Here is a 12,644-nt window from a genome sequence, read left to right on the forward strand (position 1 = left end):
ATCGGGAAGACCCCGCCCTCCCGACCAGGCAGTCCACCCCCAGCACCACCGACCATTCCACCCAAAAACCCGAAAGGCCTGTGGCGGGTCAGCCGAGGGCGTTGGCCATGGCGACGACGATGGGTCCGAGCAGCGGGAGCACGACGTTGGAGAGGGCGTACACGATCGTGTACGACATCAGCGGCGTCGTGTTCCCCGCCTGTTGTTGCACCGCCGTGATGGCGGGCGTGGAACACTGCTGACCTGCCACGGACCCGAGGGCCAGCGGCGCGGGCAGCTTCATTATCTTGAACGCCACGAACAGCGAGATCGATGCCGGGATCAACGTAATGAGGATCCCGGCGATCGGCAGCGAGAAGCCGTACTTCTCGATCAGCGACACCGCGGCGGGCCCAGACGACAGCCCGACCGCGCAGATGAACGTCGCCAGACCGAGGTCCTTGATGACCGACGCCGCAGCCGGGTCGTACTGCCCGATCTTCGGGTTCTTCGCCCTGATGTACCCGAACAGCAGGCCGGACAGCAGGCACCCGCCGCCGGTCCCGAGCGACAGCGGCACGTCCCCCAGCGGCACCACGATCTTGCCGATGAGCATGCCCAGGATGATCCCGACCGCGATGAAGATGAAGTCGGCCTTCACCCCCGTGTTGAGCCGCACGCCGAACCGGTCGGCGAACGAGCTGACGTCCTTCTTCGCCCCGGTGATCCGTACGACGTCACCGGCGTTCACGGTGGTGCCCGGCTGGACGGGCAGGCCCTGCTCCATCCGGGTGATCCCGGTGACGTAGACGCCGCGCTTCTGGTCGGCCGGGATCTTGTCCCGCAGCTCCCCCAGCGTGCCCGACTTGAACCCGGTGCCGGTCAGCAGCACCTCGGCCACGTCGAGCTCCAGGTTGAGCCCGTCGGTCTCGGCGACCTCCGGCCCGACGAGGGCGTCGGCGCGGGTGAGGTCCTCGCGCAGCCCGATGAGGACGAGCACGTCCCCTTCCGCGAGTACGGTGGCCGGGCCGTACTCGACGAGCTGCCCGTCCCGGCGCATCCGTTCGACGGTCGCCCGGCCGCCGAGGTCGCTCTCCACCTGGGCGATGGTCTGCCCGGCCGCCGTGGCGACCTGCTGGACGCGGCCGACGACGCCGGGCAGCGCGGTGGCCGCGTCCTCGTCGACCTGGCCCTTGCTGATCTGCTTCCAGAGCTTGTCCGCCTCGTCCTTGAGGTTGAACTTCATGATCGCGGGCGCGAACTGGCTGGTCAGCAGGACGATGGTGATGAGGCCGCAGATGTAGGAGATCGAGTACGCCGTGCCGACGTTGGCCTGCAGCGCCGAGATCTGGTCGGCTGGAAGTGGCAGCTTGGCGATGGCGTCCGTCGCGGTTCCGACGACGGCGGACTCGGTCGCGCCGCCCGCCATGAGCCCGGCGGCGGTGCCGATGTCGAGCTTGAGCACGACGATGGCGATCGCGGTGATGGTGAGGACGGCCACGACCTCGATGAGCGTGAACCAGCCGTAGCGCAGGCTCTTCTTGTTGAGGCTGGCGAAGAACGACGGGCCGCTCATGTAGCCGAGGGTGAAGATGAACATGGCGAAGGCGATGTTCTTCACCTGGTCGTTGAGCGTGATCCCGCCGATCATGCCGACGAAGATCGCCACGATCAGGGTGCCCGCGATGCCGCCCAGCGACAGCCCGGCCACCTTGATCTTGCCGATGGCGTAACCGAGCGCCAGGCAGATGAAGAGCGCGATCTCCGGCGTCGACTGCAGGAGGTCCTTGATCATGAGTCCTCCTTCGTCGGACTCATGAAAATCATGCTGTGTTTATTGATGACTCCGCTACGCTCCGTCATTGTCGAACTCCGCCTTGTACTCCTGGACGATCTCCTTGAGCCAGGTGCCGATCTGCTCGTAGGCGTCCATCTTGAGGTTGGCCAGGCTGACCCGGACGCTCCACTCGGGCCCGTCGAAGCCGCCGCCGTTGAGCAGCACGACCGACCCCTTCTCGGCCAGGCGGAAGACCGGGTCGACCGGCTCGAAGTTCTGCTGCAGCCAGTCGGCGAACTCCTGGCTGTAGGTGCGCTGGACGAAGGACAGGATGTCCAGCTCGATGTAGTAGTGCGCGGCGTGCGGGTCCTTGGGCACCGGCACGCCCATGCCCTTGGTCAGCGCGTGCATCCGCCTGGCGATGAGCGCCTGGCAGGTGCGCTTGTACACGTTCTCCTCGTCCAGGAGAGCGAACAGCGCGAACAGCCCCATCTGCAGCTGCTGCGGCAGCGACAGGCCCGCTGTGTGGTTGAGCGCCACCTGGCGGGAGTCGGCGACGAGCCGGTCGATGAACCTGATCGAGGTCGGCTCCAGGCTGATCGTGCCGTAACGGGCGTTCAGCCGGTCCACGTCCTCCGGGGGCAGTGCGGCGAGCTTGCCCTCGAAGATGTTGTCCCGGTTGACGGCGATGACGCCGAGCCGCCAGCCGGTGCAGCCGAAGTACTTGCTGAAGGAGTAGACGCCGATCGTGTTGCGCGGCGCGGTCGACATCAGCGAGCGGAACCCGTTGACGAACGTGCCGTAGACGTCGTCGGTGATGATCGTCAGCTCGGGGTTCTTGGTGGCGATGATCGAGGCGATGTGGTCGAGCGAGTCCTGGGCCAGCATGACCGACGGCGGGTTGGACGGGTTCACCAGGAACAGCGCCTTCACCGACGGGTCGGCCAGCTTGTCCAGCTCCGACTGGTCGTACTGCCAGGTGTGCACGCCGTCCTGGTTGACCTTGGTGGCCCCGATCTCGAGCGTCTTGAACTGGTAGCGCTCCAGGTGCGGGATCTCCAGGTACGGGGTGAAGATCGGCGTCATGATCGCGATGGTGTCCTCCTGGCGGAGGATCCCGTTGATGATGCAGGTGTCGAAGATGTAGCACATGGCCGCCGTGCCGCCCTCGGTGGCGAACAGGTCGTACGGCTGCGCCGGCGCCTCCCCCGCGCACATCTCCTGGACGAGGTAGTCGTGCACCACCGACTCGATGTGCGTGAGCATGCGGTCGGGCTCCGGGTAGTGGTCGCCGATCGAGGCGTCGGTGAGCTCCCAGATCCACGCGTCTCTGTCGGCGAAGTCCCCGTAGCCGAGCGCCCCCTTGAGCAGGGCGGCGCCGGGCTTTTCGCGGTTGGCCTCCAGGAAGGCGGCGAACCTGTCGGCGATGCCCTCCTTCTGCGGCATGCCGGCCAGGCCGTCCCACTCGTCGAAGTCGCGCCTGGCCTCGGCCATGGCGAACGACCCCAGGAGGAAGAACGCCTCGCGTGGCTCGGTGGCGATCCAGTTGGGGTTGCCCCTGCCCGCGTTGAGCATGGTGGCGGCCGACTTGTTGTCCTTCGCCAGGTCGATCAGCTCGTTCTTCAGCTCGAACGGGCTGAGCGACTCCCACTTCTTCTGCGTGTCGCGGTCAGTCATGGAATCCCCTAAGAGAGAAGGGCGACGATGATCGTGCCCCAGATCGTGAGCAGGGTGTTCCCGACGGCGTAGGGCACGGTGTAGCCCAGCACGGGGACCTGGCTCTTGGCTGAGTCGGTGATGGCGCCGATGGACGCGGTGGTGGTGAACGTCCCGGCGGTGACGCCGAGCGTGATCGGCACGGGCCACTTGTAGAGCAGCTTGCCGAGGTACATGACGACGAGCATCGGCAGGAGCGTGACGACGAGCCCGCTGAGCAGCAGCCCGAGCCCTTCCTGCTTGATGCCCGCGATGAAGTTGGGCCCCGAGGTGATGCCGACGATGCCGACGAACATGCACAGCCCGCCGGTGTTCATGATCCACTCGGCGGCGGGCGGGAAGCGGCCGAACGACGGGCGCTTGGCCCTGAGCCAGCCGAAGACGAGGCCCATGATGAGCGCGCCGCCGCTGGTGGTCAGCCCGATGTCGGCGCCGGCGATGGCGATGGTCGGGATGCCGATGAGGCCGCCGAGGAAGATGCCGAGCCCGACGTAGGAGAAGTCGGTCTCGTCGCTGGTCCTGTTGGGCGTGCCGACGTGCGGCACGGCCCGCTCCACCAGCTCGCGCGGCCCCTGGACGGTGATCTCGTCGCCCCGGTGGAGCTTGGTGTTGGTTCCGAGCGGCATCTCGATGCCCGCCCGCACCAGCTTGGTGATGAACAGGGCCCGCGCCTCAGGGTGCTCGGCCAGCTCCGCCGGCGTCTTGCCGTCGAGCTCCTTGCTGGTGATCACCACGGGCAGCGTCTCGATGTCGTACCCGAGCAGCGAGGGGTCGTCGATCTCCTGGCCCACCGCCGTCATCTCGCCGTGGATGAAGTCGGCGTGGTTGGCGGTCACGGTGACGACGTCGCCCGCGCGCAGGACGGTGTCCTGGGCGGTGAACGCCATGGTTTCGCCGCGCCGGTAGCGGAACAGGAAGATGCGCCGCCCGCGCGACTCGGCGAGCTGCTCGAACGCCGCCACGGTCGAGCCGTCCAGCTCGGAACCGGCGGTCACCTGGTAGGTGCGCCGCTCGAAGCGCCGGTAGGCGGGCGCGTCGTCCGGGTCCAGCGCGGTGCCGAGCTCCTTCTCCATGGTGCGGCAGTCGTCGACGAGGCTCTTGGAGCCGAGCATGCGCCAGGCGACCTGCGACAGGAAGTAGGCGGCAGCGGCGGTGCCGAACAGGTAGCAGACGGCGTAACCGACCGGGATCTGGTTGACGTAGGTGGCCTTCATGTTGGCCGGGATCGTGGCCGAGGCGTTGATCGCGTCGGTCGCGACGCCGATGACCGACGACTGGGTGAGCCCGCCGGCGAGCAGGCCAGCGCCCCAGCCTGGGCCGTACCCCATGAAGACGGCCATGCCCCAGGCCACGAGCAGGCCGACCACGCAGCCGACCACCGAGATGATCACCTGCGGGATGCCGTTCTTGGTCATCGCGGCGAAGAACTGCGGCCCGACCTTGAAGCCGAGCGCGAACAGGAACCCGATGAACGCGACGGTCTTGACCAGGTCGGGGATCTGGATGTCGAGCTGGCCGACGATCACCCCGGCGAGCAGGGTGCCGGTCACGGAGCCGAGCACGATGCCCTTGACCCCGATGCGGCCGATGAAGAACCCGAGCGCCATGGTCAGGAAGATCGCGATCTCCGGATGCTGGCGCATCGCGTCAACGAACCATGACCACATACGTCCCCCTTAGCGTTCAGGGGGAACGATCTGGACATTCCCTACGCGATCCGCCGTCAAACGATCGCCAGCGGGTTGATCGGGCTGCCCGTCCCCCCTTCGATGCGCAGGGGGGCCGCCACGAACACGAAGTCGCGCACCCCGGCCAGCTCCTCCAGCCACAACATCTCGATCAGGTGGATGCCGTGCCGGTGCAGCAGGATCAGGTGCAGGTCGTCGGCCAGGTCCTCGTCGGCGAGCTGGCGCGCGTTGAGCCCGCCGATCGCCGCGTTGTCGCTGGCCACTGCCGCCACGTCGCGCGCCGCCAGCCACCTGCCCGCGTCGGCGGACAGTCCCGGCTGCCCCGACCAGTACTCGTCAGGTGACCGTTCCCAGGTCAAAGGCCATCCCGTACGGATCACCGCCACGTCGCCCGGCAGCACGTCGGCATGGATCTCCTCCAGCAGCGAGGCGGAGATCCGGTAGGAGGCGGGCAGGTGGTCGAGCCCCAGGTGCGCGGGCACGTCGAACAGCACCCCCCTGGCCACCACCCCGCCAGCCTGCTCGATCCCGCACCTGGTGGCCCCGTAGGAGCGCACCCGGGCAGCGGGATGCCCGTTGTAGAGCTCGTCGCCCTCCCACATGTGGCAGAGCGCGTCCATGTGGGTGGTCGTGCCGTGATGGCTGACGACCAGCGCGTCGTCGGCCACCCGCAGCCCGGCGCCGATCGGCCGCATGCCCGCCGCGTAGTCGCCGCCGTCCAGCGCCATGAAGTGCTGCGGCAGCGGCCTGCCGCGCAGGTGCGGGACGCCTCTGTCCCTGATCGGCATGGACAGGCTGACCACCCGGCCGGTGCGCGCGCTCCCCAGAGCCCGCAGGACGACCTCCGGGGTGAGCAGGTTCAGCGTTCCTCGCTGGTCGTCTGGGCCGAATCGTCCCCAGTTGTTAGGCTCGGTAACCAAGTAAGCGCTTCCTTTCGTTCTGGAGGTCCCATGCTGTGCGATCCCCGCTTCTCGCGCGTGCAGGAGGTGTTCTCCCGCCACTTCGCCGAGGGCGAGGAGCTGGGCGCCGCGTTCGCGGTCTACCTGGACGGCGAGCTCGTGGTCGACCTCTGGGACGGGATCGCCGACCGCCACACCGGGCGGCCATGGGAGCGCGACACCCCCGTCTACGCCTACTCGTGCACCAAGGCGGTCACCGCGACCGTGCTGCTGCAGCTCGCCGCGCGCGGCCTCGTGGACGTCACCGCGCCCGTGGCCGAGGTGTGGCCCGAGTTCGCGGCAGAGGGCAAGGGGTCGGTCACCGTGGAGCACCTGCTGACCCACCAGGCGGGGCTGCCGGTGGTCGAGGAGGAGGTGCCGGTGGAGGAGTTCGAGGACCTCCCGGCCATCGCCGACCGGCTGGCCCGCCAGCGCCCGCTGTGGGAGCCGGGCACCGCGCACGGCTACCACGCGCTGACCTACGGCTTCCTGGTCGGCGAGGTGGTGCGGAGGGTGTCCGGCAAGTCGGTGGGCGAGCTGGTCGCCGCCGAGATCTCCGGCCCGCTCGGGCTCGACCTGTGGGTGGGCGTCCCCGACGACGTCATCCCCCGCACGGCCAGGCTCCAGGCGGGCGAGCGCCTGCCGGAGCCCACGGAAACGGTGGTCCCCACCGGGGACGACGCCTTCTCCAGGATGGCGGCCGCCTCGCGCGACCCGCAGAGCCTGATGAACCGGGCGCTCGGCAACCCGGGGATGCACCGGCTCAAGGGCGGCGCCAACCACCCGTCGATCCTGCGCGCCGGCTGGCCCGCTGCCGGGATGGTGACCACGGCGCGCAGCCTGGCCGGGTTCTACAAGGCGCTGATCGGCGGCGAGATCCTGCCGAAGGACACGCTGGCCGACGCCAGGCGGACCCGGGTGAACGGCCCCGACCAGGTGCTGTACATCGACAGCGCGTTCGGCCTGGGCTACATGACCGGCGCGCTGACCTTCTTCAACCCCTCGCCGACCGCCTTCGGCCACACCGGGATGGGCGGCTTCATCGGGCTGGGCGACGTCGAGCGCGGCGTGGCCCTGGCGTACACGATGAACAGGATGGCCAACGCCGTCTCCGGCAGCATGCGCGGCTACCGGCTGACCGAGGCGGTCTACCAGAGCCTCTGACCCGTTCATGCCATGGTCACGCCGCCGCTCACCGACAGGGTCTGGCCGGTGATGTAGGCGGCGCGCTCGGTGCACAGGTAGGCGACCAGCCCGGCCACGTCGCGCGGTTCGCCGAGCCTGCGCAGCGGGATGCCGCGGGCGATCTTCTCCACCAGGCCGGGCTTGTCCGCCGCCACCTTGCGCAACATCGGGGTGTCGGTGGGGCCGGGGCAGACGACGTTGGAGGTGACGTTCGCCCTGGCCGCCTCCCTGGCGAGCGTCTTGGCCAGGCCGAAGAGACCCGCCTTGGTCGCCGCGTAGGCGCCCTCGCCGCCGGAGCCCGCCCTGGCGCCGTCGGAGGAGACGAAGACGAGGCGGCCCCACTCCCGCTCGACCATGCCGGGCAGCAGCAGCTTGGTGAGCAGCATCGGACCGCGCAGGTTGACCTGCCACATGAGGTCCCAGTGCGCCGGGTCGCTGGTGGTGAACGGCTCGACGATCGACACGCCCGCGCAGTGCACCAGGATGTCGACGGGCCCCACCCGGTCGCAGAAGGCGGAGATGGACTCGGGCGAGGTCAGGTCGAACTCCGGCAGGTCGGCCACGACCACCCGGGCGCCCAGGGACAGCAGGTCGGTGCCGATGGCCGAGCCGATGGCGCCCGCTCCCCCGGTGACCACGGCGGTCCTGCCGTCGAGGCTCATTCCGTCCATGACGCCACCAGGTCCGCCGCCTTGGTCCTCCTGGCGAGCAGGCTGACGGTGTGGCGGAGTACGGCTTTCGCGTACTCGTCGGGGATCCCGGCGACGGCGTCGGTGACCACGGTGACCCGGTAGCCGAGGTTCACCGCCTCCAGGGCGAGGCCGGGGATGCCGAGGTTGAGCGAGAGCCCGACGGCCACCACGTGGGTGACGCCGAGCGACCTGAGCGTCATGTCGAGTGAGGTGCCGGTGAAGGGCGAGAACCCGTGGTAGCGGCGGCTCTCCAGGTCGGAGGGGTCACGCAGGCCCTCCAGGACCTCGACGGCCGGGGTGCCTTCGAGCATGTGCGCGGGATCCTTGAGCAGTCCGGCGATGAACGGGCAGTTGTCGGTGTGGGATCCGGCCCGGTCGGCGCGGAAGGCGGCGGTGCAGTGGATCACCGGTATGCCCGCCGCACGGGCCGCGGCGAGCACCTGGCCCACGTGCTCGACGACCCCGACGCGGGCGCAAGCAGCCACCAGGTCCGGAAATTTCGTGTGATCGCCGACGACTCCTCGCTGCATCTCCATGACCAGCACCGCCGTACCACCCACGAAGGCCTCCACTCAGCCGAGCGCTTGCTTGGTTGAGTCGGAGCCTACTACGGCTTGGGCAGCCGGGACGAGGCGAAGTCGTCCCCGTCCCCCACCACGCGCTTGATCGCGACCGGCAGGCCGTACGGATGCCCGCGCGCCGGGAGCGGCCCCGCGCCCGGGTCCTCGCGCAGCTCCTTCACCAGCGCCGCGCACAGCAGGAGCATGACGAGCACGAACGGCAGGGCCACCAGGATCGTGGCCTGCTGCAGCGCCTGCAGCCCACCGGCCAGCAGCAACACCAGCGCGACCGTGCCGATCAGCACGCCCCACATGATCACCAGCGCCCGCGGCGGGTGCAGCGAGCCGCGCGAGGACAGCGAGCCCAGGACGAGCGAGGCGGAATCTGCCCCGGTGACGAAGTAGAGGGCGATCAGCACGACCGCGATCACCGTCGTCACGGAGGCGAACGGCAGGTTGTCGAGCAGCGTGAACATCGCCGCCTCCGCGCCCTCCCCGATGGACTTGGCGAAGTCGACCGCCCCCGAGCGCTGCAGGGTGAGCGCGCTGCCGCCGGAGACGCAGAACCAGATCACGCTGGCCGCGCTCGGCACCAGCATGACGCCGACGATGAACTCCCTGATCGTCCGCCCGCGCGAGATGCGCGCGATGAACGCGCCCACGAACGGCGCCCACGACAGCCACCACGCCCAGTAGAAGATCGTCCAGGAGCCGAGCCAGGCCTTGTCCATGAAAGCCCCGGTCCTGGTCGCCATCGGGATCAGGTCGTTGACGTAACCGCCGACCGAGGCGGGGATGAGGTCGAGGATGGCCACCGTCGGGCCGAACACGAAGATCGCCAGGGCCAGGACGCCGGCCAGGTAGACGTTGGTGGTGCTCAGCCACTGCACGCCGCCGTGCACCCCGGTCGCGGCCGAGATGACGAAGGCGGCGGTCAGCACGACGATGATGACCACCTCCAGCCTGCGCCCGCTGAAGTGGAACAGCTCGTTGATCCCGTACTCCACCTGGAGCGCGCCGAGCCCGAGGCTGGTGGCGGTGCCGAAGACGGTGGCGAGCACGGCCAGCAGGTCGAGGGCGCGCCCGACGCCGACCCGCTTGCCGAACAGCGGCTCGAAGGCGGCGCTGAACTGGTTGCCGCGGCCCTTGCGGAAGGTCGAGTACGCCAGGGCGAGCCCGGTGATCGCGTAGATCGCCCACGGGTGCAGCGTCCAGTGGAAGAGCGTGTACTCCATCGCGGTGCGCGCCGCCTCCGGCGTGCCCGCCTCGATGCCGAGGCCCGGCGGCGGCTTGAGGAAGTGCGTCATGGGCTCGGCGACGCCGTAGAACATCAGGCCGATGCCCATCCCGGCGCTGAACATCATCGCCGCCCACGCCAGGTTGGAGAACTCCGGGGTGTCGTCGTCCTTGCCCAGGCGCACCTTGCCGTACCGGCTGAAGGCCAGCAGGACGGCGAGCACCAGGAAGAAGTCGGCCGCCACGACGAAGACCCAGCCCAGGTTGTCCAGCACCCAGGCGAGCGCGCCCGAGCCCGCGGCGTTGAGCGACTCGGTCGAGACGGCGCCCCAGACGACCACGCACAGCAGCACACCCACGCCGATGGCCAGCAACGGGACATCGGGCTTATGTGTTCGCATCTCTCCCCCAAATAGCTACAGAGCGTCATACCCCATTAACGAAGGGCGAAATATCTTCACTCGTGACAACCGGAACCCCGGGTGAGACCGTCAGATCCAAGACGACGTCTCCGGTTGGGGGTTCGTATTGGTCCCGGGGTATCGCGAAGTACGTCAGCTCGGCGCCGGCCGTACTGGACGGGTGTTCCTCTGCACCTACGAGGAGACCGGCGCCTATGTGGCGATCAAGTACCTCAACGCGACCCTGCGCAGAGACGCCGAGTTCATGGAGGGCTACCGGGCGGGCGCCAGGAAGCTCGTCGACGTCGACCAGCACAACGTCGTCAAGCTCTACGAGTACGTGGAGACGCCCACCAGGGCCGCCGTGGTCATGGAGCTGGTCGACGGCGTCTCGCTGCGCACGCTCCTGGCCGAGCACGGCAGGACCAGCCCGGAGGCGGCGCTGGCGCTGCTCAAGGACGTGCTGCTGGCGCTCGCCGCGCTGCACGGCGCCGGCGTGGTGCACCGGGACGTCAAGCCGGAGAACCTGCTGGTCCAGGCGGACGGCGCGGTCAAGCTCGTGGACGCGGGCGTGGTGGTGCACGCGGAGGAGCCCGGCGTGCCCGCCGGGAGCCCGCCGTACATGTCACCCGAGTTATGGACGGAAGGGACCGCCACCGCCTCCTCCGACCTCTACTCGGCCGCCTGCCTGCTGTTCGAGGGGGTGAAGGGCCGCCCGCCGTACAAGGCGGACGACGTGCCCGCGCTGCGCGACAAGCACCTGGTGGAGCCGGTGCCGCTGGAGGTCGTGCCGGACACGCTGCGCGACCTGCTGCGCCGCGGCCTGGCCAAGGACCCGGCCGTCAGGTACGGCTCGGCGACCGCGTTCGCCACCGAGCTGGAGGAGGACGCGGTCGCCGGGTACGGCCCGGACTGGGAGAAGCGCGGGCGGCGGCACCTGGCCGAGCTGGCCACGCTGCTGGCGCTGAAGTTCCCCCTGGCGCAGGCGGTGCCGTCGCCTGAGGAGCCGGTGGCCCCCAGGAGCGTGATGGCGCGGGTGCCGCAGTTGCCGCCGCACCTGTGGATCGCGGGGGGCGCGGTGGTGACCGTGCTGGTGGCGCTGCTGTTCACCCGCGGGATCTCCTCCGGCGCCGGAACCTTGCTGCTGCCGCAGAACAAGCCCTCGACGTCCGTCCAGCCGAGCTCCGTGCCCGTGGACGCCAAGACCACCCAGCCCGCCGCCACCCCCAAACCCACGCGCAAGCCATCGACCTCCGTCAAACCGACTCCTACCGCTACTGTCCGCACCTTCCCCCCGCCGACCCCGCCCGCCGAGACCTTCTCCTCGGCCCCGGCCGCGCGCGTGCCCACGGTCCAGGCGGCCAGCATCGTCGGGTGGAGCGGCTCGGCGGGCGCGATCAGGATCGCCGCCGACGGTCCAGGCCCGGTACGGCTGAGCGTCAAGTACACGCGCAGGGACGGCGACGGCGCGGCCCGCGTCGTGCACTCCGAGGTCCAGGAGCTCAAGGGGAGGACCTCCTACACCCAGGGCGTGCTGCGCGACCCCGGCGACGTGGCCTGCGGGCACCGCGCCTACTTCGGCATCGTCGCCGCCACGGAACCGGCCGCGGCGAACGGCCCGCAGATCAGCGAGGTCGCCATCGACGGCCCGCCCTGCCCGACCCCCTCCGCCTCCCCCTCTCCCACCCCTTCCGCCTCGGAGACCTCGGCCCTGGGCACGCCCTCCCCCTCGCAGTTCTCCATGCCGGAGACGCCCGATCCCGAGCCCACCGAGTAGAGGGTTGTTCGGGAACCAAGCGTGCGCTAGCTTGGCAACCGATGGACCCCTTCTGGGCCGCCTGCGGGCGCGGCGAACTGGTGATTCAGCGGTGTACGGCCTGCGACAGGCGGGTGCACCTGCCCGCTGCCTCGTGCCCGTGGTGCGGAGGTGGCGAGCTTCTCTTCGAGCCGGTCTCCGGGCTGGGCACCGTCCACACCTTCACCGTCGTGCACCGGGGTGGGCCCTTCACCGCCGCCTGGGTGGACCTGCCCGAGGGCGCCCGCGTCTTCGGCCACGTCGTCGGGTGCCCGCCCGGCGAGGTGCGGATCGGGATGCCCGTGCGGGTGACGTTCGTGGACGACCTACCGCATTGGAGGCCCGTATGAGGCTGGGCAACGTGCTGATCCCCGTGGCCGACCTGGACGAGGCGATCGCGTTCTACGGGCTGCCGGTGAAGTTCCGCGACGGCTCGCGGTTCGCCGCGCTCGACGGGGGCGGCGTCACTGTCGCGCTGGCCGGGCCGTCCGAGCACGTCACCGATGGTGTGGCCGCGTCGTACAAGGTCGACGACGTGTCGCTGGCTGTCGAGGAGCTGACGGAGCGGGGTGCCGTCGTGGTCAGGGAGCCCGAGGCGGGGCCGCACGAGATGCGGGCCGTACTGCGTGATCCCTCAGGAAACGTCTTCGTGCTCTATTCGTCTCTCTAGGAGGCTC

11 protein-coding genes are annotated in these 12,644 nt (G+C 69.6%); 4 read left to right on the forward strand and 7 right to left on the reverse strand.

Going from position 1 to position 12,644, the window contains the following annotated elements; all coding sequences use genetic code 11:
• Positions 1-88: 88 nt before the first annotated feature.
• From aspT (ACIBG8_RS51700) to ACIBG8_RS51715, 4 genes are read right to left on the reverse strand one after another with little or no spacing between them, the layout of a single operon-like run.
• Positions 89-1,774 carry an aspartate-alanine antiporter gene (aspT, locus tag ACIBG8_RS51700; RefSeq protein WP_397350772.1) on the reverse strand — a complete coding sequence of 562 codons (1,686 nt, stop codon included), beginning with the start codon at positions 1,772-1,774 and terminating at the stop codon, positions 89-91.
• A gap of 54 nt (positions 1,775-1,828) precedes the next feature.
• A complete protein-coding gene (locus ACIBG8_RS51705) occupies positions 1,829-3,433 on the reverse strand; it encodes a bifunctional aspartate transaminase/aspartate 4-decarboxylase (RefSeq protein ID WP_397350773.1) in 1,605 nt (534 codons plus the stop codon).
• Positions 3,434-3,441: 8 nt separating this feature from the next.
• Positions 3,442-5,139: an aspartate-alanine antiporter gene (gene aspT / locus ACIBG8_RS51710; RefSeq protein WP_397350774.1), complete on the reverse strand. Its 1,698-nt coding sequence runs from the start codon at positions 5,137-5,139 to the stop codon at positions 3,442-3,444.
• A 56-nt stretch (positions 5,140-5,195) separates the two neighbouring features.
• Positions 5,196-6,080 (reverse strand): cyclase family protein, encoded by an 885-nt coding sequence (locus ACIBG8_RS51715; protein WP_397350775.1) that lies wholly within the window; start codon positions 6,078-6,080, stop codon positions 5,196-5,198.
• Positions 6,081-6,110: 30 nt separating this feature from the next.
• Here ACIBG8_RS51715 and ACIBG8_RS51720 point away from each other — a divergent pair, with 30 nt between their 5' ends.
• Positions 6,111-7,262 (forward strand): serine hydrolase domain-containing protein, encoded by a 1,152-nt coding sequence (locus ACIBG8_RS51720; RefSeq protein WP_397350776.1) that lies wholly within the window; start codon positions 6,111-6,113, stop codon positions 7,260-7,262.
• 5 nt (positions 7,263-7,267) lie between these two features.
• Here the strand turns inward: ACIBG8_RS51720 and ACIBG8_RS51725 are convergent, their stop codons facing one another.
• Genes ACIBG8_RS51725 through ACIBG8_RS51735 form a run of 3 tightly spaced genes read right to left on the reverse strand, consistent with a single transcriptional unit; the run spans position 7,268 to position 10,172 of the window.
• Positions 7,268-7,954 carry an SDR family NAD(P)-dependent oxidoreductase gene (locus ACIBG8_RS51725; protein WP_397350777.1) on the reverse strand — a complete coding sequence of 229 codons (687 nt, stop codon included), beginning with the start codon at positions 7,952-7,954 and terminating at the stop codon, positions 7,268-7,270.
• Entirely contained in the window at positions 7,942-8,535 is a 594-nt protein-coding gene (locus ACIBG8_RS51730; RefSeq protein WP_397350778.1) for an isochorismatase family cysteine hydrolase, read from the reverse strand. The genes ACIBG8_RS51725 and ACIBG8_RS51730 overlap by 13 nt, the downstream gene beginning before the upstream one ends.
• Positions 8,536-8,582: 47 nt before the next feature.
• The gene (locus ACIBG8_RS51735) at positions 8,583-10,172 is read right to left on the reverse strand and encodes a BCCT family transporter (protein WP_397350779.1); all 1,590 of its coding nucleotides are present in this window, start codon (positions 10,170-10,172) and stop codon (positions 8,583-8,585) included.
• A 127-nt stretch (positions 10,173-10,299) separates the two neighbouring features.
• Here ACIBG8_RS51735 and ACIBG8_RS51740 point away from each other — a divergent pair, with 127 nt between their 5' ends.
• Genes ACIBG8_RS51740 through ACIBG8_RS51750 form a run of 3 tightly spaced genes read left to right on the forward strand, consistent with a single transcriptional unit; the run spans position 10,300 to position 12,637 of the window.
• A complete protein-coding gene (locus tag ACIBG8_RS51740; RefSeq protein ID WP_397350780.1) occupies positions 10,300-11,949 on the forward strand; it encodes a protein kinase in 1,650 nt (549 codons plus the stop codon).
• Between the two features lie 41 nt (positions 11,950-11,990).
• The gene (locus tag ACIBG8_RS51745) at positions 11,991-12,317 is read left to right on the forward strand and encodes a Zn-ribbon domain-containing OB-fold protein (protein ID WP_397350781.1); all 327 of its coding nucleotides are present in this window, start codon (positions 11,991-11,993) and stop codon (positions 12,315-12,317) included.
• Positions 12,314-12,637, forward strand: a complete 324-nt coding sequence (locus ACIBG8_RS51750) for a VOC family protein (RefSeq protein WP_397350782.1) — start codon at positions 12,314-12,316, stop codon at positions 12,635-12,637. The genes ACIBG8_RS51745 and ACIBG8_RS51750 overlap by 4 nt, the downstream gene beginning before the upstream one ends.
• The last annotated feature ends 7 nt before the right edge of the window (positions 12,638-12,644 follow it).

Source organism: Nonomuraea sp. NPDC050556 (genome assembly GCF_044457355.1).
Taxonomy (GTDB): domain Bacteria; phylum Actinomycetota; class Actinomycetes; order Streptosporangiales; family Streptosporangiaceae; genus Nonomuraea.

Excerpts from the sequence above, each read along its gene's own strand:
- aspT (WP_397350772.1), bottom strand. The coding sequence starts at position 1,774 with ATGATCAAGGACCTCCTGCAGTCGACGCCGGAGATCGCGCTCTTCATC.
- ACIBG8_RS51705 (WP_397350773.1), bottom strand. The coding sequence starts at position 3,433 with ATGACTGACCGCGACACGCAGAAGAAGTGGGAGTCGCTCAGCCCGTTC.
- aspT (WP_397350774.1), bottom strand. The coding sequence starts at position 5,139 with ATGTGGTCATGGTTCGTTGACGCGATGCGCCAGCATCCGGAGATCGCG.
- ACIBG8_RS51720 (WP_397350776.1), top strand. The coding sequence starts at position 6,111 with ATGCTGTGCGATCCCCGCTTCTCGCGCGTGCAGGAGGTGTTCTCCCGC.
- ACIBG8_RS51725 (WP_397350777.1), bottom strand. The coding sequence starts at position 7,954 with ATGGACGGAATGAGCCTCGACGGCAGGACCGCCGTGGTCACCGGGGGA.
- ACIBG8_RS51735 (WP_397350779.1), bottom strand. The coding sequence starts at position 10,172 with ATGCGAACACATAAGCCCGATGTCCCGTTGCTGGCCATCGGCGTGGGT.
- ACIBG8_RS51745 (WP_397350781.1), top strand. The coding sequence starts at position 11,991 with ATGGACCCCTTCTGGGCCGCCTGCGGGCGCGGCGAACTGGTGATTCAG.
- ACIBG8_RS51750 (WP_397350782.1), top strand. The coding sequence starts at position 12,314 with ATGAGGCTGGGCAACGTGCTGATCCCCGTGGCCGACCTGGACGAGGCG.